This window comes from Streptomyces cinnamoneus, from assembly GCF_014650495.1.
GTDB classification, from domain to species: domain Bacteria; phylum Actinomycetota; class Actinomycetes; order Streptomycetales; family Streptomycetaceae; genus Streptomyces; species Streptomyces cinnamoneus.
In genome coordinates, this window is sequence record NZ_BMVB01000007.1 from 49,019 (window position 1) to 71,065 (window position 22,047).

23 protein-coding genes are annotated in these 22,047 nt (G+C 70.7%); 19 read left to right on the forward strand and 4 right to left on the reverse strand.

Annotated features, from left to right (window positions below; all coding sequences use genetic code 11):
* The first annotated feature begins 88 nt into the window (after positions 1-88).
* The 16 genes from prfA to IE182_RS12355 all read left to right on the forward strand — a co-directional run bounded on the left by prfA (position 89) and on the right by IE182_RS12355 (position 15,058).
* Positions 89-1,168 carry a peptide chain release factor 1 gene (gene prfA / locus IE182_RS12280; RefSeq protein ID WP_190109796.1) on the forward strand — a complete coding sequence of 360 codons (1,080 nt, stop codon included), beginning with the start codon at positions 89-91 and terminating at the stop codon, positions 1,166-1,168.
* Positions 1,169-1,280: 112 nt separating this feature from the next.
* Entirely contained in the window at positions 1,281-2,126 is an 846-nt protein-coding gene (gene prmC / locus IE182_RS12285; protein WP_190109797.1) for a peptide chain release factor N(5)-glutamine methyltransferase, read from the forward strand.
* Positions 2,127-2,185: 59 nt separating this feature from the next.
* A complete protein-coding gene (locus tag IE182_RS12290; RefSeq protein WP_190109798.1) occupies positions 2,186-2,833 on the forward strand; it encodes an L-threonylcarbamoyladenylate synthase in 648 nt (215 codons plus the stop codon).
* The gene (locus IE182_RS12295; RefSeq protein WP_190109799.1) at positions 2,830-3,483 is read left to right on the forward strand and encodes an arsenate reductase/protein-tyrosine-phosphatase family protein; all 654 of its coding nucleotides are present in this window, start codon (positions 2,830-2,832) and stop codon (positions 3,481-3,483) included. Before IE182_RS12290 ends, IE182_RS12295 begins: the two co-directional genes overlap by 4 nt.
* A gap of 103 nt (positions 3,484-3,586) precedes the next feature.
* Positions 3,587-4,921 (forward strand): serine hydroxymethyltransferase, encoded by a 1,335-nt coding sequence (glyA, locus tag IE182_RS12300; protein WP_190109800.1) that lies wholly within the window; start codon positions 3,587-3,589, stop codon positions 4,919-4,921.
* 112 nt (positions 4,922-5,033) lie between these two features.
* The gene (locus IE182_RS12305) at positions 5,034-6,350 is read left to right on the forward strand and encodes an MraY family glycosyltransferase (protein ID WP_229844759.1); all 1,317 of its coding nucleotides are present in this window, start codon (positions 5,034-5,036) and stop codon (positions 6,348-6,350) included.
* Positions 6,351-6,623: 273 nt separating this feature from the next.
* Positions 6,624-7,061: a Cg1360 family ATP-synthase-associated protein gene (locus tag IE182_RS12310; protein ID WP_190109801.1), complete on the forward strand. Its 438-nt coding sequence runs from the start codon at positions 6,624-6,626 to the stop codon at positions 7,059-7,061.
* Positions 7,062-7,325: 264 nt separating this feature from the next.
* Positions 7,326-8,138, forward strand: coding sequence for a F0F1 ATP synthase subunit A (gene atpB / locus IE182_RS12315; RefSeq protein WP_190109802.1), 813 nt, complete (start codon positions 7,326-7,328; stop codon positions 8,136-8,138).
* 81 nt (positions 8,139-8,219) lie between these two features.
* Positions 8,220-8,471, forward strand: coding sequence for an ATP synthase subunit C-like protein (locus IE182_RS12320; RefSeq protein ID WP_190109803.1), 252 nt, complete (start codon positions 8,220-8,222; stop codon positions 8,469-8,471).
* A 39-nt stretch (positions 8,472-8,510) separates the two neighbouring features.
* A complete protein-coding gene (locus IE182_RS12325; RefSeq protein WP_190109804.1) occupies positions 8,511-9,074 on the forward strand; it encodes a F0F1 ATP synthase subunit B in 564 nt (187 codons plus the stop codon).
* A complete protein-coding gene (locus IE182_RS12330; protein ID WP_190109805.1) occupies positions 9,071-9,886 on the forward strand; it encodes a F0F1 ATP synthase subunit delta in 816 nt (271 codons plus the stop codon). The genes IE182_RS12325 and IE182_RS12330 overlap by 4 nt, the downstream gene beginning before the upstream one ends.
* A 146-nt stretch (positions 9,887-10,032) precedes the next feature.
* Positions 10,033-11,604 (forward strand): F0F1 ATP synthase subunit alpha, encoded by a 1,572-nt coding sequence (gene atpA, locus IE182_RS12335; RefSeq protein ID WP_071964960.1) that lies wholly within the window; start codon positions 10,033-10,035, stop codon positions 11,602-11,604.
* A 2-nt stretch (positions 11,605-11,606) separates the two neighbouring features.
* Positions 11,607-12,527 carry a F0F1 ATP synthase subunit gamma gene (locus IE182_RS12340; RefSeq protein WP_190109806.1) on the forward strand — a complete coding sequence of 307 codons (921 nt, stop codon included), beginning with the start codon at positions 11,607-11,609 and terminating at the stop codon, positions 12,525-12,527.
* Entirely contained in the window at positions 12,528-13,970 is a 1,443-nt protein-coding gene (atpD, locus tag IE182_RS12345) for a F0F1 ATP synthase subunit beta (protein WP_190109807.1), read from the forward strand.
* A 129-nt stretch (positions 13,971-14,099) separates the two neighbouring features.
* The gene (locus IE182_RS12350) at positions 14,100-14,477 is read left to right on the forward strand and encodes a F0F1 ATP synthase subunit epsilon (protein WP_190109808.1); all 378 of its coding nucleotides are present in this window, start codon (positions 14,100-14,102) and stop codon (positions 14,475-14,477) included.
* A gap of 131 nt (positions 14,478-14,608) precedes the next feature.
* Positions 14,609-15,058, forward strand: a complete 450-nt coding sequence (locus IE182_RS12355; protein ID WP_190109809.1) for a DUF2550 domain-containing protein — start codon at positions 14,609-14,611, stop codon at positions 15,056-15,058.
* On the opposite strand, the gene IE182_RS12360 is transcribed toward IE182_RS12355, so the two are convergent.
* On the reverse strand, positions 15,045-15,635 hold the full coding sequence (locus tag IE182_RS12360; RefSeq protein ID WP_190109810.1) for a hypothetical protein: 591 nt from the start codon (positions 15,633-15,635) through the stop codon (positions 15,045-15,047). The genes IE182_RS12355 and IE182_RS12360 overlap by 14 nt on opposite strands.
* Before the next feature lie 160 nt (positions 15,636-15,795).
* Between IE182_RS12360 and IE182_RS12365 the strand changes: the two genes are divergently transcribed.
* The 3 genes from IE182_RS12365 (at position 15,796) to IE182_RS12375 (ending at position 19,763) form a co-directional block, all read left to right on the forward strand.
* On the forward strand, positions 15,796-16,989 hold the full coding sequence (locus tag IE182_RS12365; RefSeq protein WP_190109811.1) for a sensor histidine kinase: 1,194 nt from the start codon (positions 15,796-15,798) through the stop codon (positions 16,987-16,989).
* Complete coding sequence (locus tag IE182_RS12370) at positions 16,986-17,645, forward strand: response regulator (RefSeq protein ID WP_190109812.1); 660 nt, start codon at positions 16,986-16,988, stop codon at positions 17,643-17,645. Before IE182_RS12365 ends, IE182_RS12370 begins: the two co-directional genes overlap by 4 nt.
* Before the next feature lie 78 nt (positions 17,646-17,723).
* Positions 17,724-19,763 carry a glycoside hydrolase family 18 chitinase gene (locus IE182_RS12375; protein WP_190109813.1) on the forward strand — a complete coding sequence of 680 codons (2,040 nt, stop codon included), beginning with the start codon at positions 17,724-17,726 and terminating at the stop codon, positions 19,761-19,763.
* Positions 19,764-19,880: 117 nt separating this feature from the next.
* Here IE182_RS12375 and IE182_RS12380 read toward each other — a convergent pair whose 3' ends face one another.
* The 3 genes from IE182_RS12380 to IE182_RS12390 are packed head-to-tail and all read right to left on the reverse strand — an operon-like array spanning position 19,881 to position 22,031.
* Entirely contained in the window at positions 19,881-20,453 is a 573-nt protein-coding gene (locus IE182_RS12380; RefSeq protein WP_190109814.1) for a cob(I)yrinic acid a,c-diamide adenosyltransferase, read from the reverse strand.
* A 13-nt stretch (positions 20,454-20,466) separates the two neighbouring features.
* Entirely contained in the window at positions 20,467-21,222 is a 756-nt protein-coding gene (locus IE182_RS12385; protein WP_190109815.1) for an ABC transporter permease, read from the reverse strand.
* 11 nt (positions 21,223-21,233) lie between these two features.
* Positions 21,234-22,031, reverse strand: coding sequence for an ABC transporter ATP-binding protein (locus IE182_RS12390; protein WP_190109816.1), 798 nt, complete (start codon positions 22,029-22,031; stop codon positions 21,234-21,236).
* Positions 22,032-22,047 lie beyond the last annotated feature (16 nt).

Genomic DNA, 22,047 nt, shown 5'->3' on the forward strand with positions numbered 1-22,047 from the left:
GTGGACCGGCGCTTTGTCGTCCAGCAGGCCCGGCCCGTGCGGCCCCACGGCCCGCAGGCCCGTCACTTCCAGCAGCTAGGGAAACTTGATGTTCGAGGCAGTCGAGGAACTCATCGGTGAGCACGCCGACCTCGAAAAGCGGCTCGCCGACCCCGCCGTGCACGCGGACCAGGCGAACGCCCGCAAGCTCAACAAGCGCTACGCCGAGCTGACCCCGATCGTCGGGACCTACCGCTCCTGGAAGCAGGCCGGCGACGACATCGTGACCGCGCGCGAGCTCGCCGCGGACGACCCCGACTTCGCGGCCGAGGTCAAGGAGCTGGAGAAGCAGCGCGAGGAGCTCACCGAGAAGCTGCGCCTGCTGCTCGTCCCCCGGGACCCCAGCGACGACAAGGACGTCATCCTGGAGATCAAGGCGGGCGCGGGCGGCGACGAGTCGGCGCTCTTCGCCGGCGACCTGCTGCGCATGTACCTGCGCTACGCCGAGCGCGTGGGCTGGAAGACCGAGATCATCGACACCACGGAGTCCGAGCTCGGCGGCTACAAGGACGTCCAGGTCGCGGTGAAGACCAAGGGCGGCAACGGCGCCACCGAGCCCGGCCAGGGCGTCTGGGCCCGGCTGAAGTACGAGGGCGGCGTGCACCGCGTCCAGCGCGTGCCGGCCACCGAGTCCCAGGGCCGCATCCACACCTCCGCCGCCGGCGTGCTCGTCACGCCCGAGGCCGAGGAGGTCGACGTCGAGATCAACATGAACGACCTGCGGATCGACGTCTACCGTTCCTCCGGCCCCGGCGGCCAGTCCGTGAACACCACCGACTCCGCGGTGCGCATCACCCACCTGCCGACCGGTGTCGTCGCCTCCTGCCAGAACGAGAAGAGCCAGCTCCAGAACAAGGAGCAGGCCCTGCGCATCCTGCGCTCGCGGCTGCTGGCCGCGGCCCAGGAGAAGGCCGAGGCGGAGGCCGCGGACGCCCGCCGCAGCCAGGTCCGCACCGTCGACCGCTCCGAGAAGATCCGGACCTACAACTTCCCGGAAAACCGCATCTCGGACCACCGGGTCGGCTTCAAGGCGTACAACTTGGACCAGGTGCTCGACGGCGAGCTGGACCCCGTGATCCAGGCGTGCGTCGACGCCGACTCGGCGGCCAAGCTCGCCGCCGCGAGCTGACCGGATGCCATAGTCCGGGGTGCGAGAGCCCGGGCTCCCCAGCCCGGGTGCGAAAGAATCGAGCCCGTCCGGTGATCGAGGACGACCGGGGCGCCGATGCGAGAGGAACAACGTGAACCTGCTGCTAGCAGAGGTGGCGCAAGCCACTCAGCGGCTGGCCGACGCCGGCGTACCGTCCCCGCGCTTCGACGCGGAGGAGCTCGCCGCGTTCGTGCACAACGTCAAGCGCGGTGAGCTGCACCTGGTCGCCGACGCCGACTTCGACGCCCGGTACTGGGAGGCCGTCGCGCGCCGCGAGGCCCGCGAGCCGCTGCAGCACATCACCGGCCGCGCCTTCTTCCGCTACCTGGAGCTCCAGGTGGGCCCCGGCGTCTTCGTGCCCCGCCCCGAGACCGAGTCGGTCGTCGGCTGGGCCATAGACGCCGTCCGGGCCATGGACGTCGTCGAGCCGCTCATCGTGGACCTGTGCACGGGCTCGGGCGCCATCGCCCTGGCCCTCGCCCAGGAGGTGCCGCGCTCGCGCGTGCACGCCGTCGAGCTCGACGAGGGCGCCCTGGGCTGGGCCCGCAAGAACGTGGCGGGCTCGCGCGTCCAGCTGCACCACGGCAACGCCCTGACCGCCCTGCCCGAGCTGGACGGCCAGGTCGACCTCGTCATCTCCAACCCGCCGTACATCCCGCTCACCGAGTGGGAGTACGTGGCCCCCGAGGCCCGCGACCACGACCCGGAACTCGCGCTGTTCTCCGGCGAGGACGGGCTCGACACCATCCGCGGCCTGGAGCGCACCGCGCACCGCCTGCTGCGCCCCGGCGGCGTCGTCGTCATCGAGCACGCCGACACCCAGGGCGGCCAGGTGCCGTGGATCTTCACCGAGGAGCGGGGCTGGGCCGACGCGGCCGATCACCCCGACCTCAACAACCGGCCGCGCTTCGCCACCGCCCGCAAGGCGACGCCGTGACGGCCCCGCACGCCGACCGGCACCCGACGACAGAGAACCAGCCCGAGGAGGTCCGTTAGATGGCACGGCGTTACGACTGCAGCGACGCGACCGACCGCAGGACCGGTCTGCGCGAGGCGGCCGCGGCGGTCCGCCGCGGCGAGCTGGTCGTGCTGCCCACCGACACCGTCTACGGCATCGGCGCGGACGCCTTCAGCCGCGAGGCCGTCGGCGATCTCCTGCAGGCCAAGGGCCGCGGCCGGGGCATGCCCTCGCCCGTCCTGGTGGGCTCCCCGAACACCCTGCACGGCCTCGTCACGGACTTCTCCGAGCAGGCGTGGGAGCTCGTCGACGCGTTCTGGCCCGGCGCCCTCACCCTCGTCGCCAAGCACCAGCCGTCGCTGACCTGGGACCTCGGCGAGACCCGCGGCACGGTCGCCGTGCGCATGCCGCTGCACCCGGTCGCCCTGGAGCTGCTCACCGAGTTCGGCCCCATGGCCGTCTCCAGCGCCAACCTCACCGGCCACCCGGCCCCGCAGAACTGCGACGCGGCGCAGGAGATGCTCGGCGACTCCGTCTCCGTCTACCTCGACGGCGGCTCCACCCCCGCCGACGTGCCCTCCTCCATCGTGGACGTCACCGGCAAGGTGCCCGTCCTGCTGCGCGCCGGCGCCATCGGCGCCGAGCAGCTGCGCGAGGTGGTACCCGAACTTGAGGTGGCGAATTGATCGCCCCGCAGGGGCGTGGCATAGCGGGACCGGACCTCACCACCGACACCTTCCGCATCCTCCACGTCAGCACCGGCAACGTCTGCCGCTCGCCCATCACCGAGCGGCTGACCCGCCATGCCCTCACCCACCGCCTGGGCGACCCGCAGGCGGGCGGCCTGGTGGTGGAGAGCGCCGGCACCTGGGGGCACGAGGGCGCACCCATGGAGGCGCACGCCGCCACCGTCCTGGCCGACTTCGGCGCGGACGCGCACGGCTTCACCGGCCGTGAGCTCCTCGACGAGCACGTCATCCGCGCCGACCTCGTCCTGACGGCCACCCGCGACCACCGCGCCCAGGTCATCTCCATGGGCCACTCCGCGGGCCTGCGCACCTTCACGCTGAAGGAGTTCACCCGGCTGGTGCGGGCCATAGACCCCGCGACCCTCCCGGACCCCGAGCGGGCCGGCGGGGTGGTCGACCGCGCCCGCGCCCTGGTGCAGGCCGCGGCCGCACTGCGCGGCTGGCTGCTGGCGCCCAACGCGGAGGCCGACGAGGTGCACGACCCCTACGGCGCGCCGATCACCTTCTTCCGCTCCATCGGCGACGAGATCAACCAGGCCCTGGACCCGGTCGTCACCGCCCTCACCGGGGTCGCGGCCCGCTCCTGACCCCGGCCCCGGCAGGGCCGGAGCGGTAGATACCGGGCATACCACCCGTGGCGGGCCTACAGTGGGTGCTGAGACCATCGCGCCGCACAGCCCGGAGCCAGCGATGCCCGTCAGCCCCGTCACCCCCGTCGACCCTGCGCCCGCCCGGGCCGCCGCCCGCCCCGGCGCCGCCGCGGCCGCCGCAGCCCACCCGCCGCACCCCGTGTGGGGGCACGGCTTCGAGGCGCTGCTGCGGGAGGACCCCGAGCTCGCCGGGCTGCTCCTCGGCGAGGCCGAGCGCCAGGCCACCGGACTCCAGCTCGTCGCGGCCGAGAACTTCACCTCGCCCGCCGTCCTCGCCGCCCTCGGCTCCCCGCTCACCAACAAGTACGCCGAGGGCTACCCCGGCGCCCGCCACCACGGCGGCTGCGAGCTCGTCGACCTCGCCGAGCGCATCGCCGTGGAACGCGCCAAGGCCCTCTTCGGCGCCGAGCACGCCAACGTCCAGCCCCACTCCGGCACCGCCGCCGTCCTGGCCGCCTACGCCGCCCTGCTGCGCCCCGGGGACACCGTCCTGGCCATGGGCCTGCGGCACGGCGGCCACCTCACCCACGGCTCCCCGGCCAACTTCTCCGGCCGCTGGTTCGACTTCGTCGGCTACGGGGTGCGCGAGGACACCGGCCTGATCGACTACGCGCAGGTACGGGCCCTGGCCGGAAAGCACCGGCCCAAGGCCATCGTCTGCGGCTCGATCTCCTACCCGCGGCACGTGGACTACGCCGCCTTCCGCGAGATCGCCGACGGGGTGGGCGCCCGTCTCATCGTCGACGCCGCCCACCCCATCGGCCTGATCGCCGGGGGAGCGGCACCCAACCCGGTGCCGTACGCCGACGTCGTGTGCGCCACCACGCACAAGGTGCTGCGCGGCCCGCGCGGCGGGCTCCTCCTGTGCGGCGCGCGGCTGGCCGAGCAGGTGGACCGCGCGGTGTTCCCCTTCACACAGGGCGGGGCCCAGATGAACACGGTCGCCGCGAAGGCCGTCGCCTTCGGGGAGGCCGCGACGCCCGCCTTCACCGACTACGCCCACCAGGTGGTCGCCAACGCCCGCGCCCTGGCCGCCGCGCTGGCCGCGGAGGGCCTCGGCATCGTCACCGGAGGCACCGACACCCACCTGCTGGTCGTCGACGTCTCCCCGCTCGCCCTGGACGCCGCCACGGCCCGCAGGCGGCTCGCCGCGGCCGCCGTCGTGCTGGACGTGTGCGCCCTCGCCCCCGGCGCCGCACGCGGCCTGCGGATGGGCACCGCGGCCCTCACCACGCAGGGCATGGCGGAGGCCGAGATGGCGGTGGTGGGAAGGCTCCTGGGGGCCGCTCTGCGCGGCGAGGGCGGGGAGGGGTCGGTCCGTGCGGAGGTCGCCGATCTGGCCGGAAGGTTCCCGCCGTACCGGTCCCACATGTGATCATTTGCAACCACCTGGCCCGGGGAGGCGTCTCCTGGTGCATTCACGGATCAGGGGCGGACGCGAATATGGTGTGGGGCTGTGATGTCCAGCGCGATCCCTGGGGCAGCCCGTGCGTGAATACCTGCTGACGTTGTGCGTCACCGCGGCCGTCACCTATCTGCTGACGGGCCCGGTGCGGAAGTTCGCGATCCTGGCCGGAGCCATGCCGGAGATCCGCGCGCGCGACGTGCACCGGGAACCGACGCCACGCCTCGGCGGCATCGCCATGTTCGGCGGCCTGTGCGCCGGCCTGCTGGTGGCCGCGCACCTGTCCAACCTCAAGCACGTCTTCGAGCTGTCCAACGAGCCGCGTGCGCTGCTCTCGGGCGCGGGCCTGATCTGGCTGCTCGGGGTGCTGGACGACAAGTGGGGCGTGGACGCCCTGGTGAAGCTCGGCGGGCAGATGATCGCCGCCGGTGTGATGGTGCTGCAGGGCCTGACCATCCTGTGGATCCCGGTGCCCGGCGTGGGCACGGTCTCGCTCACCCCGATGCAGGGCACGCTGCTGACGGTCGCGCTGGTCGTGATCACTATTAACGCGGTGAACTTCGTCGACGGCCTGGACGGCCTGGCCTCGGGCATGGTGTGCATCGCAGCCGCCGCGTTCTTCCTGTACGCCTACCGGATGTGGTTCGGGCACGGCCTGGAGGCCGCCGCCCCCGCGACGCTGTTCGCCGCCATCCTGATGGGCATGTGCCTGGGCTTCCTGCCGCACAACATGCACCCCGCGCGGATCTTCATGGGCGACTCGGGCTCGATGCTCATCGGGCTCGTCCTGGCGGCGGGAGCCATCTCGGTCACCGGCCAGGTCGACCCGGACGCCCTCAAGCTCTGGGCCGGATCGGAGCGGGCGGCCGTGCACACGATGGTGCCGGTCTACATCCCGCTGCTGCTGCCGCTGACGGTGATCGCGGTGCCGGTCGCCGACCTGCTGCTGGCCATCGTGCGCCGCACCTGGAAGGGCCAGTCGCCGTTCGCGGCCGACCGCGGCCACCTGCACCACCGGCTGCTGGAGATCGGCCATTCCCACAGCCGCGCCGTGTTGATCATGTATTTCTGGTCCGCGCTCATCGCCTTCGGCGCGGTGGCGTATTCGGTGAATTCGGCGAGCGGGTGGATCCTGCTGCTGATCACGGTGCTCAGCGCGGTGGGCCTGGTGCTGCTGCTGATGCCGCGCTTCACCCCGCGCGCGCCGCGGTGGGCGGAGCGCTTCGTACCGCCCCGCTACCGGCGCCGGGCGGTGCCCGTGGCCCTTGCGGAGCAGAACGCCGGGGACGGTGCGGACGAGGAGCGGCGCGAGCCCGTGCCGGCCGGTCTGCACGGTGCGACGGCCATCGGCGACCGCTCGCGCTTCACCCAGCGGGGGACGATCGGCAGCAATCGCTGAGGCGGTTCAGAACGTCGGATTCCGGCCCCGCATAGCAGAAGCGGAAGCCCTCCGTCAGTGCCATGACCAGCGGATTGACCCTTCCGTGTGACATGCGGCACACGATGTAGGTAAAGACCTCATCAAATAGTTTGTGATACCGTTCACGAAACCCGGTGCTAGAGCCGAAGGACCGTAGTGCGGCGGCCCTTCGTCGCGAGCCATGTCTCATTCCCGGGGATACGCTCGTCCACGACGAATCGTTGCTTCCGACCTTCGCCGGAGAAACCCTTCATGCAGTCCAACGACGCCCGAACGCTTTTGCAGTGCGCCGTCCCGACCGCCCTCGTGGGCGTCGTCGCCGTCGTCGTCAGCTCGGTGCTCGCCGGGGGCAAGGGAGGGATCGGCTCCGCTGTCGGCACGCTCCTCGCCGGTGGCGTCATGGCGACGGGTCTGATCATTCTGAACCGCACGGCCAGGCACCTGCCCCACCTGTTCCAGGCGATGGGCCTCGCGCTCTATCTGGCGCAGTGCCTGCTGGTCGCGGTCTTTGTCGTGATCTTCAAGGACACCACGCTCTTCAACACCAAGGCTTTCGCCTTCTCGCTGCTCGCCGCGACCCTCGCATGGATCGCGGCCCAGACCCGTACCTACATGAAGGCAAAGATCCTTTACGTGGATCCGGAGTCCGTCGAGGCGCAGAAGTCCGCGCCGACCGGGTCTCCGTCATGACAGGTAGGGCCGGAATAAATGCTCGCGTGCTCACCTGCTATCGTCCGGTGCCATCTGAGGCGCAGCGGACGCAGGCGGCCGAATCCCCGGGTTTCACGGGTGAGAGTCGGCTTCCCGTGCAGCTGACGCCTGCGATGACTTCCGGCCGCCGGCCGAACCGCCGCATCCCCATCCGTAAGTCCAGTCCAGTGCCGTTCCGTGGCCGTGCGCCGCGCCGACACAACGAGGTTGCCGTACCTATGCGCCACGCTGAAGGAGCTCGCGGTGAGTGCTGACCAGACGCTGCTCGCCTTCGAGACCGATTGCCACATCTTCGATGGGTGCGGCTTCCCGGCCCCAGGGCTCCACTCGTTCGTCTTCGAGCCGCTCTTTACGATCGGTGGATTCGAGTTCAACAAGCCGATGCTGCTGGCCATCCTTGGCTCGCTCGTCGTCGTGGGGTTCTTCTGGGCGGCGTTCGGCAGGGCCAAGGTGGTCCCCGGCAAGCTGCAGATGATCGGTGAGGCCGGTTACGACTTTGTCCGGCGCGGGCTCGTCTACGAGGCGCTGGGCAAGAAGGAGGGCGAGAAGTACGTCCCCCTCATGGTCTCCCTGTTCTTCTTCATCTGGATGATGAACCTCTGGTCGATCATCCCGGTGGCGTCGTTCCCGGTGACGTCGATCATCGCCTACCCCGCGGGCCTCGCCCTGCTCGTCTACGTGCTGTGGGTCGGTCTGACGTTCAAGAAGCACGGCTTCGTCGGCGCCTGGAAGAACATGACCGGCTACGACAAGTCGCTCGGCGGGATTCTGCCCCTGGTCGTGGTGCTCGAATTCTTCTCGAACCTGATCATCCGCCCGTTCACCCACGCGGTCCGGCTCTTCGCCAACATGTTCGCCGGCCACATGCTGATCGTGATGTTCACGATCGCCAGCTGGTACCTGCTGAACGGGATCGGCATCGCCTACGCGAGCGCGTCCTTCGTGATGACCATCGTGATGACCGCCTTCGAGCTCTTCATCCAGGCCGTGCAGGCGTACGTCTTCGTCCTCCTGGCCTGCAACTACGTCCAGGGCGCGCTCTCCGAGCACCACTGAGCCAGCCCGCCTCCCGCCCCAGTCCAATAGACGTCCGGTGGCCAACCCCCACCGGTCCGTGAAAGAGAAGGAAGTAACGGCATGTCCGCTGCTCTCGAAATGGTCACCCTCGCCTCCAAGGACGCGTTCACCGGCAGCGCCAGCGCGATCGGCTACGGCCTCGCCGCCATCGGCCCCGGCGTCGGCGTCGGCATCATCTTCGGTAACGGCACCCAGGCGCTGGCCCGTCAGCCCGAGGCGGCCGGTCTGATCCGTGCCAACCAGATCATGGGCTTCGCCTTCTGTGAGGCGCTCGCCCTGATCGGTATCGTCATGGGCTTCGTTTACCAGTAAGCCGACCCACGACCACCCTTTTCGACGAAAGGCACTGATGTGACCGCCCTGACGCACCTGGCGTCCGAGGAGATGGAGAACCCTCTCCTCCCGCCGATGCCAGAGCTCATCATCGGCCTGATCGCCTTCCTCATCGTCTTCCTGTTCCTCGGCAAGAAGCTCCTCCCGAACATCAACAAGGTTCTGGACGAGCGCCGGGCGGCCATCGAGGGCGGCATGGAGAAGGCCGAGGCCGCCCAGGCCGAGGCTCAGCAGGTCCTTGAGGACTACCGGGCTCAGCTGGCCGACGCACGCCACGAGGCTGCGCGTCTGCGCCAGGAGGCTCAGGAGCAGGGCGTCGCGCTGATCGCCGAGATGCGGTCTGAGGGTCAGCGGCAGCGTGAGGAGATCATCGCTGCCGGCCACGCTCAGATCGAGGCCGACCGCAAGGCCGCCTCGGCCACCCTGCGTCAGGACGTGGGCCAGCTGGCCATCGACCTGGCCGGCCGGATCGTCGGCGAGTCCCTCGCGGACTCGGCCCGGCAGAGCCGGACCATCGACCGCTTCCTCGACGCCCTTGAGGAGAAGTCGGTGGACGTGACGAAGGCCGAGGCGACCCGATGAGCCTGGCGAGCCGGGAGGCCCTGGCCTCCGCACGTGAGAGCCTCGACGCGCTGGCGGACAACACGTCCGTGGACGCGGCGAAGCTCGCCGGCGAGCTCGCGGCCGTCACCGCGCTGCTCGACCGTGAGGTGTCGCTGCGTCGGGTCCTCACCGACCCGGCGCAGTCCGGCGAGGCCAAGGCCGAGCTGGCACGACGCCTGCTGGGCGGCCAGGTCGGCGGCGAGTGCGCCGACCTGATCGCGGGCATGGTCCGCTCCCGCTGGTCGAGCTCGCGCGACCTGGTCGACGCGACCGAGGAGCTGGCGGCCGGTGCCGACCTGGTCGCGGCCGAGCGCGCCGGCGACCTGGACGACGTCGAGGACGAGCTGTTCCGCTTCGGCCGGATCGTCACCTCGAACCCGGAGCTGCGCGCCGCGCTGACCGACAAGGTCGCGGACCGGTCCGCCAAGGCGGCCCTGCTGCGCGAGCTGCTGGGCGGCCGGGCCAACCCGGTCACCGAGCGCCTCGTCGCCCGGCTGGTGACCGCGCCGCGTGGACGTAGCCTGGAAGGCGGGCTGAACGCCCTCTCCAAGCTGGCGGCCGACCGCCGCGACCGCATGGTCGCCGAGGTCGTCTCCGCGGTGCCGCTGAACGAGCAGCAGAAGCAGCGCCTCGGTGACGCGCTGGCCAAGCTGTACGGACGGCGCGTCCACCTCAACCTGGACGTCGACCCCGAGGTCCTCGGCGGCATCCAGGTGCGGATCGGCGACGAGGTCATCAACGGGACCATCGCGGACCGGCTCGCCGAGGCGGGCCGCCGGATGGCCGGCTGACAGCCACCAACTCAAGAGCATGTACTGACGGCCCGAGTTGGGTCGACGGTGTCCTCTGGGGGCCCAGAGCAGCGCGGCTGCTGTGGGAGCAAGTCCCCAGACCCCCAGAATTACTTCGGGCCCAACAAGGAGAGCAGGGAACCCAGATGGCGGAGCTCACGATCCGGCCGGAGGAGATCCGGGACGCACTGGAGAACTTTGTCCAGGCGTACAAGCCGGACGCGGCCTCGCGCGAGGAGGTCGGTACGGTCAGCGTTGCCGGCGACGGCATCGCGAAGGTCGAGGGTCTTCCCTCGGCCATGGCGAACGAGCTGCTGCGGTTCGAGGACGGAACCCTCGGTCTCGCCCTCAACCTCGAGGAGCGCGAGATCGGTGCGGTCGTCCTCGGCGAGTTCAGCGGCATCGAGGAGGGCCAGCCGGTGCAGCGCACCGGTGAGGTGCTCTCCGTCGCGGTCGGCGAGGGCTACCTCGGCCGCGTCGTCGACCCGCTGGGCAACCCGATCGACGGCCTCGGCGAGATCGCGACCGAGGGCCGCCGCGCCCTCGAACTGCAGGCCCCCGGCGTCATGGTCCGCAAGTCGGTCCACGAGCCGATGGAGACCGGCTACAAGGCCGTCGACGCGATGACCCCGGTCGGCCGTGGCCAGCGTCAGCTGATCATCGGTGACCGTCAGACCGGCAAGACCGCGCTGGCCGTCGACACGATCATCAACCAGCGCGACAACTGGCGCTCCGGCGACCCGAAGAAGCAGGTCCGCTGCATCTACGTCGCCATCGGCCAGAAGGGCTCCACCATCGCGTCCGTGCGCGGCGCCCTGGAGGAGGCCGGCGCCCTGGAGTACACGACGATCGTCGCGGCTCCGGCGTCCGACCCGGCCGGCTTCAAGTACCTCGCGCCGTACACCGGCTCGGCCATCGGCCAGCACTGGATGTACCAGGGCAAGCACGTCCTGATCGTCTTCGACGACCTGTCGAAGCAGGCCGACGCCTACCGCGCCGTCTCCCTGCTGCTCCGCCGCCCGCCGGGCCGCGAGGCCTACCCGGGTGACGTCTTCTACCTGCACTCCCGCCTGCTGGAGCGCTGCGCCAAGCTCTCCGACGAGATGGGCGCGGGTTCGATGACCGGTCTGCCGATCGTCGAGACCAAGGCGAACGACGTGTCGGCGTTCATCCCGACCAACGTCATCTCCATCACCGACGGCCAGTGCTTCCTGGAGTCGGACCTCTTCAACGCCGGTCAGCGCCCCGCGCTGAACGTCGGTATCTCGGTCTCCCGTGTCGGTGGCTCCGCCCAGCACAAGGCCATGAAGCAGGTCTCCGGCCGCCTCCGCGTGGACCTCGCCCAGTACCGCGAGCTGGAGGCGTTCGCCGCCTTCGGTTCCGACCTGGACGCCGCCTCCAAGGCTTCGCTGGAGCGCGGTAAGCGCATGGTCGAGCTGCTGAAGCAGTCGCAGTACGCGCCGTACGCCACCGAGGACCAGGTCGTCTCGATCTGGGCCGGCACCACCGGCAAGATGGACGACGTCCCGGTCGAGGACATCCGCCGCTTCGAGCGCGAGCTGCTGGACTACCTGCACCGCGAGCACAAGGGTCTGATGGACAGCATCCGCGAGGGCGGCAAGATGTCCGACGACACGCTGCAGTCCGTGGCCGACGCGATCACGTCCTTCAAGCAGCAGTTCGAGACCTCGGACGGCAAGCTGCTGGGCGAGGGCTGAGCATGGGTTCCCAGCTCCGGGTCTACAAGCGACGGATCAAGTCCGTCACTGCGACCAAGAAGATCACCAAGGCGATGGAGATGATCTCCGCCTCGCGCATCGTCAAGGCACAGCGCAAGGTGGCCGCGTCCACTCCGTACGCCAGTGAGCTCACCCGGGCAGTGACCGCGGTTGCCACCGGCTCCCACACCAAGCACGCCCTGACCACCGAGGTCGAGAACCCCGCCCGGGCCGCGGTCCTGCTCGTCACGAGCGACCGCGGTCTGGCCGGCGGCTACTCCTCCAACGCGATCAAGGCCGCCGACCAGCTCACCAACCGCCTGAAGGCGGAGGGCAAGGACGTCGTCACGTACATCGTCGGCCGCAAGGGCGTCGCGTACTACGGCTTCCGTGAGCGCCCGGTCGTCGACTCGTGGACGGGCTTCACCGACAGCCCGACCTACGCCGACGCCAAGAAGGTCGCCGGCCCGCTGATCGAGGCCGTCGTCACGGACACGGCCGAGGGCGGCGTGGACGAGCTGCACATCGTCTTCACGGAGTTCGTGTCGATGATGACGCAGACGCCGGTGGAGAAGCGGTTGCTGCCGCTGAGCCTCGAAGCGACGGCCGAGGAGTCGGAGGCGGTCAAGGACAAGATCCTGCCGCTGTTCGACTTCGAGCCGTCGGACGAGGGTGTGCTCGACGCACTGCTGCCGCGGTATGTCGAGTCCCGGATCTACAACGCCCTGCTGCAGGCCGCCGCTTCCGAGCACGCGGCCCGCCGCCGGGCGATGAAGTCGGCGACCGACAACGCCGAAGATCTCATCAAGTCGTTCACGCGGCTTGCCAACGCGGCCCGACAGGCCGACATCACCCAGGAAATCAGCGAGATCGTCGGTGGCGCGAGCGCCCTGGCCGACGCGACCGCGGGGAGTGACCGATAAATGACCACCACTGTTGAGACGGCCGCCGCGACGGGCCGCGTCGCCCGGGTCATCGGCCCGGTCGTCGACGTGGAGTTCCCCGTCGACGCGATGCCGGAGATCTACAACGCCCTGACCGTCGAGGTCTCCGACCCGGCCGAGGCCGGCAAGAAGAAGACCCTGACGCTTGAGGTCGCGCAGCACCTGGGCGAGGGCCTGGTGCGCTCCATCGCCATGGAGCCCACCGACGGCCTGGTCCGCCAGGCCCCGGTGACCGACACCGGCGACGGCATCACCGTGCCCGTCGGCGACGTCACCAAGGGCCGGGTGTTCAACACCCTCGGCAAGATCCTGAACGACCCCGAGGCCGAGTCCGAGGTCACCGAGCGCTGGTCCATCCACCGCAAGGCCCCGGCGTTCGACCAGCTCGAGTCGAAGACCGAGATGTTCGAGACGGGTCTGAAGGTCGTCGACCTCCTCACCCCGTACGTCAAGGGCGGCAAGATCGGTCTGTTCGGTGGTGCCGGTGTCGGCAAGACCGTTCTGATCCAGGAAATGATCATGCGTGTGGCCAAGCTGCACGAGGGCGTTTCCGTCTTCGCCGGCGTCGGTGAGCGCACCCGTGAGGGCAACGACCTCATCCACGAGATGGCGGACTCCGGCGTTCTGGACAAGACCGCGCTGGTCTTCGGCCAGATGGACGAGCCCCCGGGCACCCGTCTGCGCGTGGCCCTGGCCGGTCTGACCATGGCGGAGTACTTCCGCGATGTGCAGAAGCAGGACGTGCTGTTCTTCATCGACAACATCTTCCGCTTCACCCAGGCCGGTTCCGAGGTCTCGACCCTGCTCGGCCGCATGCCGTCCGCGGTGGGTTACCAGCCGAACCTGGCCGACGAGATGGGCCTCCTGCAGGAGCGCATCACCTCGACCCGTGGTCACTCGATCACCTCGATGCAGGCGATCTACGTCCCCGCGGACGACCTGACCGACCCGGCCCCGGCGACGACCTTCGCCCACCTGGACGCCACGACCGTTCTGTCGCGTCCGATCTCGGAGAAGGGCATCTACCCGGCGGTCGACCCGCTGGACTCGACGTCCCGCATCCTGGACCCGCGCTACATCGCGCAGGACCACTACGACGCCGCCATGCGCGTCAAGGGCATCCTGCAGAAGTACAAGGACCTCCAGGACATCATCGCGATCCTCGGTATCGACGAGCTCGGCGAAGAGGACAAGCTGGTCGTCCACCGCGCCCGCCGTATCGAGCGCTTCCTGTCGCAGAACACCCACGCCGCGAAGCAGTTCACCGGCGTCGACGGCTCCGACGTGCCGCTGGACGAGTCCATCGCCGCGTTCAACGCCATCGCCGACGGTGAGTTCGACCACTTCCCGGAGCAGGCCTTCTTCATGTGTGGTGGTCTCGAGGACCTCAAGAAGAACGCCAAGGAGCTGGGCGTCTCCTGATCCACGGGCCCGCAAGGGCCCTGCGATCGGCTGTCCGGGGGCGGGGCACTCCCGCCCCCGGACCGCACGTCCCCTATTCTTTGACCCAACGCCCGCCGCGCCCGGCGGGTGGAGACCCGAGGAGCCACGTTGGCTGCTGAGCTGCACGTCGAGCTGGTCGCGGCGGACCGAAGCGTCTGGTCCGGCGAGGCCACCCTGGTCATCGCGCGTACCACATCGGGTGACATCGGCGTCATGCCCGGGCACCAGCCGCTTCTCGGTGTGCTGCAGTCCGGCCCGGTGACCATCAAGACCACCGACGGAACCACCGTCGTCGCGGCGGTGCACGGCGGGTTCATCTCGTTCGCCGACGACAAGCTCTCGCTGCTCGCCGAGATCGCGGAGCTTGCCGACGAGATCGACGTCGAGCGTGCCGAGCGGGCGCTGGAGCGTGCGAAGGCGGAGGCCGACGCCGCCGCCGAGCGCCGCGCGGACGTCCGGCTGATGGCGGTCACGGGCGTTCGCTAGCCCGACCCGCTTCGAGTACGTCCCTCAGCCGCGGACCGGCCTGGAACAATTCCAGGGCGGTCCGCGGCTGAGGCAATAACGCAGGTGTCGCAGGTGCGGTTGCTCTAGATGATGCGAGGAGGTCGGTGGAGATGGTCCTCGCTCTGCTCGTGAGCGGCATCGCCGTGCTGCTGGTGCTGGTGGGGCTCTTCGTCTTCGGGCTGCGCAGACGGCTGATCCAGCGGTCCGGCGGCACGTTCGACTGCAGCCTGCGCTGGAACGTTCCCGAGGACGACCCCGAGCCGGCCGGCAAGGGCTGGGTGTACGGCGTCGCCCGCTACAACGGTGACCGGATCGAGTGGTTCCGGGTGTTCTCGTACGCGTACCGGCCCCGCCGGACGCTGGACCGGGACTCCATCGAGGTGCTGCAGCGCCGGACGCCGCAGGGCGAGGAGGAGCTGGCGCTGCTGTCCGACGCCGTCATCCTGGCCTGCCTGCACCGTGGCACGCGCCTGGAACTGGCGATGAGCGAGGACGCCCTGACCGGCTTCCTGGCCTGGCTGGAGGCGGCCCCGCCCGGGCAGAGGGTCAACGTCGCGTGAGCGGTTGCTCCGTGGTCTCCTGTTCGGTTTTCCGTGCGGCCTCGGGCTTGGGCTGCTTGGGCCAGATCGTGTAGCTCAGCGCGATGACGACGTTGATGCCGATCACCCACAGCATCTTCGACTGCCACATCCGCAGCGAGCTGACGTCGCCCGACCCGCCGATGTACATGATCGCGGCCTGCAGCAGCCCCATGGCGACCGCGGCGGCCAGCACCCACTTCCCCGCCGTCTTCCACTCGTGCACCGTGCGGGCCGTGCCGTACTTCGGCGGCTTCACCGGCGGCGGGCCCCCGGCGAAGCGGTGGGCGAAGCGCTGGTCGGCCCACTTGATGGTGGAGTGGCCGAGTCCGACCGAGAAGCCGAGGTAGACCGCGGCCAGGCCGTGCTTCCAGTCGGCCGTGGCGCCGTTGCGCAGGTCCACCGCGGTGGCGATCAGCAGCACCAGCTCCAGCACGGGCTCCATCAGCAGCACGGCGATCCCCGCCCGGGGCATCCGCGCCAGGTAGCGCAGGCTCAGTCCACCGGCCAGCAGCACCCAGAATCCCACTTCACAGACGACGATCAACGTGACGATCACGGGTCTCTCCCTTCCCTCACCACCAGCGTCACGGCCGTGACCGGCCATTTCGTCGTCGGGCGCGACGATTGGGGACTGCATCCTTCGATGTACCGGGCGCACGGGCCGACGGGCCGCCCGGTGGACGGCCGCGCCCCGTGCGCCGTGCTGTGATGAACCCATGCCGGTCCGCTTCCTCAGCCCTCCCCAGCGCGTCGACGCCCTCATCGCCCTCTCCGGGCTGCTCGGCGGTCTGCTGCTGTGGTTCCTGGGGCTGTACTACGGCAAGCCGGTCGCGGGGCTCCCGACGTCGCTCGCCCTCGTCGCCCTGGTGGTGATGTCCGGCACCGAACTGCTGCGCCGCCGCGCCCCGCTGACGGCTCTGGCGATCGGCACGGCGGCGGTGACGCTGGACCTGTGCACGGGAACGCTCCTGGCCACCGTGGTGATGTACACGGACCTGGTCTACGCGGCCGTCCTGTACGGCCCGCCGTCCGCGGTCCGCCGCATCCCCCGGGCCTGCGAGATCGGCACGGTGGTGGCGACGCTGCTGGCGCTGGCCCTGATACGGGAGCCGGCGGCGCTGCTGCTGGGCGTCACCTTCGCGCTGATCACGGTGGCGCCCGCCTGGACCGGGGTGGGCATCCGGGTGCACCGGGACCGTGCCGACGCCGCACAGCTGGCCGCCGAACGGACGGCGCTGCTCGCCGAGCTGGACCGGCGCGAGGCCGTCGGCGCCGAGCGCGCCCGCATGGCCCGCGAGCTGCACGACATGGTGGCCGGTCACCTGTCCGCCATCGCCATACACTCCTCGGCCGCGCTGTCGATCGACGAGCCGGGGGCGTCCCGGGAGGCGCTCGGGGTGATCCGGGAGAACAGCGTCCAGGGCCTGGCCGAGATGCGCCGGCTGATCGGGCTGCTGCGCGAGCAGACGGGGGAGGCGGACGAGCCCGCCCCCACCCCGACGCTGGCCGGCCTCGACGCGCTGCTCGACCGGGCCCGTACGACCGTGCACGACGACCGCTTCTCCTTCGTGCTGCGCGACGGGCGGGGGGCCGGTGCGCTGCCGGCTCCGGTGGAACTGGCGGCGTACCGCATCGTGCAGGAGTCGCTGACCAACGCGGTCAAGCACGCGGCGCCGGGCGAGGTGGGCGTGGAGCTGGGCCGGGACGACGGGGCACTGGTGGTGCGGGTGCGGAGCGTGCTGGGCGACCGGCCCGGACCGCGCGCCCCCGGCGCCGGGGCGGGGCTCGCGGGCATGCGCGAGCGCGTGGCCCTGCTGGGCGGCCGGCTGTCGGCCGGACCCGTGGCGGGGGACGGGAAGACCTGGGAGGTACGGGCGTCGTTGCCCGTGGACGAGGAGGAGTGGCGATGATCCGGGTAGTGGTGGCCGAGGACCAGGCCGCGGTGCGGTCCGGGCTCGTGCTCATCCTGCGGTCGGCGGCCGGCATCGAGGTCGTCGGCGAGGCCGGCGACGGCGAGGAGGCCGTGCGGCTGGCCCGCGAGCTGCGGCCGGACCTGGTGCTGATGGACGTCCAGATGCCGCGCCTGGACGGGGTGTCCGCCACCGCGCGCATCACCGCCGAGCACCTCGCCGACGTGCTGGTCCTGACCACCTTCGACCTGGACGAGTACGTCTTCGGCGCGCTCAGGGCGGGCGCCGCCGGTTTCCTGCTGAAGGACAGCGAGGCGGCGGACCTGGTCACGGCCGTCCGCACGGTGGCGCGGGGGGAGGGGCTGATCTCCCCGGCGGTGACGCGCCGCCTCATCGCGGAGTTCGCGCGCCCGACGCCCGTGCGGTCCCCGAACGCCCCGGATCCGGCCGTGCTCGACGTGCTCACCCGGCGGGAGAGGGAGGTGCTGGCCTGTGTGGGGGAGGGGCTGTCGAACGCGGAGGTCGCCGTGCGGCTGGGCATGGCGGAGGCGACGGTGAAGACGCACGTGAGCCGGCTGCTGGGGAAGCTGGAGCTGCGCAGCAGGGTCCAGGCGGCGGTACTGGCCCAGGAGTTGGGTCTGGTCCAGACCTCTTGACCCTTGGTACGGACCTTTCTACGCTCCCCTCACAACGCGCACCCCCCACCCTGTCCGGACTCACTCGGGGAGATCCCCATGAGCACAGGAACCTCGGGACGACGCAGACACCTCATACGCCCGCGCAGCAGAGCCGTGACGGCCGCCCTCGCCGCCCTGCTGCTCCCCCTCGCCGCCCTGGTGGGCCTGGCCACCCCGGCCCACGCCGCGCCCTCGGCGACGGCGACATTCGTCAAGACCTCCGAATGGGGGACCGGATTCCAGGGCCAGTGGACGGTGAAGAACACCGGGACCTCGCCGCTGGCCGGGTGGACCGTGGAGTGGGACCTCCCCTCCGGCACGGCCATCGGCTCGTACTGGGACGCGCTGGTCACCACCTCCGGTGCGCACCACACGGCGAAGAACCGCGAGTACAACGGCACCGTCGCCCCCGGTGCGAGCGTCACCTTCGGCTTCGTCGCCACCGGCGACGGCGCCCCCACCGGCTGCAGGCTCGACGGCGGCCCCTGTGACGGCTCGTCGGCCGACGCCCCGCCGAGCGCACCGGGCACGCCGGTCGCGACGGGCGTGAGCGCGGACTCCGTCTCCCTGAAGTGGGCCGCGGCCACCGACGACAAGGGCGTCAAGGACTACGACGTCTACCGGGGGACGACGAAGGTCGCGACGGTGACGAAGCTCGCCCACACCGACACCGGCCTGAGCGCCGGGACCGACTACACGTACACGGTCGTCGCCCGCGACACCGCCGGCCAGACGGGGCCCGCCAGCGCCGGGCTGACCGTCCGTACCACCGGCGGGGGCGGCCAGCCGTCCGGCTACGCCAGGGTCGGCTACTTCGTGCAGTGGGGCATCTACGGCCGGGGCTACACCGTGAAGTCCCTGGACACCACGGGGGCCGCCGCCCGGCTCACCCACCTCAACTACTCCTTCTCCAACATCGACCCGGTCAACCTGACCTGCCTCAACGGCGTCACCAAGGCGACCACGCCCAACCCCCAGGACCCCGGCCAGGGCGACGGGGCCGGCGACTCCTGGGCCGACTACGAGAAGGGCTTCGGCGCCGGCGAGTCCGTCGACGGCGTGGGCGACACCTGGGACCAGCCCCTGGCCGGCAACTTCAACCAACTGAAGAAGCTCAAGGCCAAGTACCCCAAGCTGAAGATCAACATTTCGGTCGGCGGCTGGACGTACAGCAAGTACTTCTCGGACGTGGCCAGGACGGACGCCTCGCGGCAGAAGTTCGTGAAGTCCTGCATCGACATGTACATCAAGGGCAACCTGCCCACCACGAACGGGCGCGGCGGCACCGGCGTCGCGGCCGGCATCTTCGACGGCTTCGACATCGACTGGGAGTGGCCCGGCTCCGAGGGGCACGCCGGCAACCACGTCTCGAAGGACGACAAGGCCAACAACACGCTCCTGTTCGCGGAGTTCCGCCGGCAGCTGGACGCGCTGAGCGGCACGACCGGGAAGAAGTACCTGCTCACGGCCTTCACCCCGGCCGACCCGGCGAAGATCGAGGCGGGCTGGGACATCACCACCAAGGACGGCACGCCCAGCGTCCTGGACTCCATGGACTTCGCGAACGTCCAGGGCTACGACTTCCACGGTTCGGGCAGCGACAACAGCTGGGAGCCGAACCGCACGGGCCACCAGGGCAACCTCTATCCCGACCCCAAGGACCCGTACACGACGAAGTTCAGCGTGGAGAAGACCGTCCAGACCTACCTGGACGCCGGCGCCGACCCCCGCAAGGTCGTCCTCGGCCTGGCCTTCTACGGCCGCGGCTGGCAGCAGGTCGCGGACGGCGGCGAGCACGGCGTCTGGCAGAGCGCGGGCGGCGCGGCACCGGGACAGTTCCCGGAGGAGTCGGGGACGCGTGGCTACGACAACCTGCGCGCGTCCGTCGCCAACCTGACCGTGTATCACGACGAGCAGACCGTCGCGACGTACGGCTACACGGGCGGGGGCGGCCAGTGGTGGACGTTCGACGACGCCTGGTCCATCGGCAAGAAGACCGCCTGGCTGCGCACGAAGGGGCTCGGCGGCGTGATGATCTGGGAGATGTCCGGTGACAGCGGCACGCTGATGAAGGCCGTGGACGACGGCTTGCGGTGACGCCGGCGCTGCGAACCGGGGCTGCGCCCGGAACCCCCTTGTCCGCGCTGACGCGCGTCGTCCTCAGGCGCCGGACGGGCTGCCCATGCAGCCCGTCCGGCGCCAGAGGACCGTGCGCTAACGGTTCTCGCCCGGGACCCACAGGATGTCGCCGAGCTCCTTGTTGGCCGTCCGGGCCAGGATGAACAGCAGGTCCGACAGCCGGTTCAGGTACGTCGCCGTCAGGTGGTTCATGATGTCGCCGTGCACTTCGAGCGCCGCCCACGTCGAGCGCTCCGCCCGTCGCGTCACCGTGCACGCCTGGTGCAGCAGCGCCGCCCCCGGCGTACCGCCGGGCAGGATGAAGCTGCGGAGTTTCTCCAGGTCCGCGAGGAAGCGGTCGCAGTCCGCCTCCAGCTTGTCGATGTAGGACTGCTCGACCCGCAGCGGCGGGTACTTCGGGTCCTCGACGACGGGTGTGGCCAGATCCGCCCCCACGTCGAAGAGGTCGTTCTGCACCCGGACGAGCACCTTGACGACCTCGGCCGGCAGCTGCCCCAGGGCGATGGCCACCCCGATCGCGGCGTTCGCCTCGTTGGCGTCGGCGTACGCCGCGATGCGGGTGTCGGTCTTCACGGTGCGGCTCATGTCGCCGAGGGCGGTCGTGCCGTCGTCACCGGTGCGGGTGTAGATGCGCGTCAGATTGACCATGGTCCGAGCGTAGTCACGCCCCGGCCCGGCGGAAGTACCGCGTGCCCGCCGCCACCGAGACGGCCATGAGCGCGATCGCCGTCACCGTGCCGTACAGCAGGGCGGGGGCGGTGTAGTCGCCGGTGAAGGCGGCGCGCACGGCGTCCACCAGATAGCGCAGCGGAACCACGTGCGAGAGCACGTCGAGCCAGGTGGGCGCCAGCGACATCGGCAGCAGCAGGCCGGACAGCAGCATCAGGGGCATGGTGACGGCGTTGACGACGGGGGCGAACGCCTGCGGCACGGCGGTGGTCATGGCCAGGGCGTAGGACAGGGACGCCAGCGACAGGGACAGCGCCCCGGTGAAGGCGAGGCCGATGAGGATGCCGGCCAGCGGTGCCCGCAGGCCCATCGCCAGGGCCACCGCGACCAGCAGCACGGCCTGGACGACCAGCAGGGTGGCGTCCTTCAGGACCCGTCCCAGCAGCAGGGCCGGCCGGCTCACCGGCGTCACCCGCATCCGTTCGACCACCCCCTGCTGCTTCTCGACGATGAGTCCGAGGCCGGCGAACGTGGAGCCGAAGAGGGCCAGTTGGAGCAGCAGGCCGGGCACCAGGACCTGCCAGGAGCTGCCGGAGCGGCCGAGCGGCACGTCGGTCAGCAGGGGGCCGTAGAACACGAGGTAGAGCGCGGGCATGAGCGCGCCGAAGAGCATGGCGGCCTTGGAGCGCAGGGTCTGGCGCGCGTAGCGGCCGTAGACGACGGCGATGTCGGAAAGGAGAAGGCGCATGGGATCGGCTCCTAGACGGCGAGAGGGGCGGCGTCCCGGGCCGCGGCGCCGCGCCCGGTGATCGCGAGGAAGGCGTCCTGCAGCGTGGCCGTGGGCGAGCCGGCGTGCCGGGTCTTGAGCTCGGCCGGGGTGCCCTCGGCGGCGACGGCGCCCTTGTCGACGACGACCAGCCGGTCGGCGAGCGCGTCCGCCTCGTCCAGGTAGTGCGTGGTGAGGAAGACGGTCGTGCCCCACGCGGAGCGGATGCGGCGGACGAGGTCCCAGAGGTCGGCGCGGCTGCCGGGGTCCAGCCCGGTGGTCGGCTCGTCGAGGAAGAGGATCTCCGGCCGGTGGGTGAGGGCCATGGCGATGTCGAGCCGCCGCCGCTGTCCTCCGGACAGTGCGCCGCAGGGCCGCTCCAGCAGCCCGTCCAGGCCCAGTTCGGCCGCCAGTTCCTCCGCGCGGGCCTGCGCGTCCGGCGTGCGCAGCCGGTAGAAGCGGCCCTGGGTGACCAGCTCCTCCCGCACGGACACCGTCGGGTCCACGCCGCCGGACTGGGCGACGTAGCCGATCCGTCGGCGTACCCCCGCGGGGTCGCGGGCGAGGTCGTGACCGGCGATGGTCGCGGTGCCGCCGGTGGGCGCGAGCAGGGTGGTGAGCATGCGCAGCGTGGTGGTCTTGCCCGCTCCGTTGGGGCCGAGGAAGCCGAGGATCTCCCCCTGCCGGACGGCGAGGTCGATGCCGCGCACGGCGTCGACGGGCCCGCGCGGGGTCGTGAAGGTCCGGGCGAGTCCGCAGGTGCGGATGCTGAGGGTGTGCGGTGCGTCCATGACCGCAAGAAAAGCA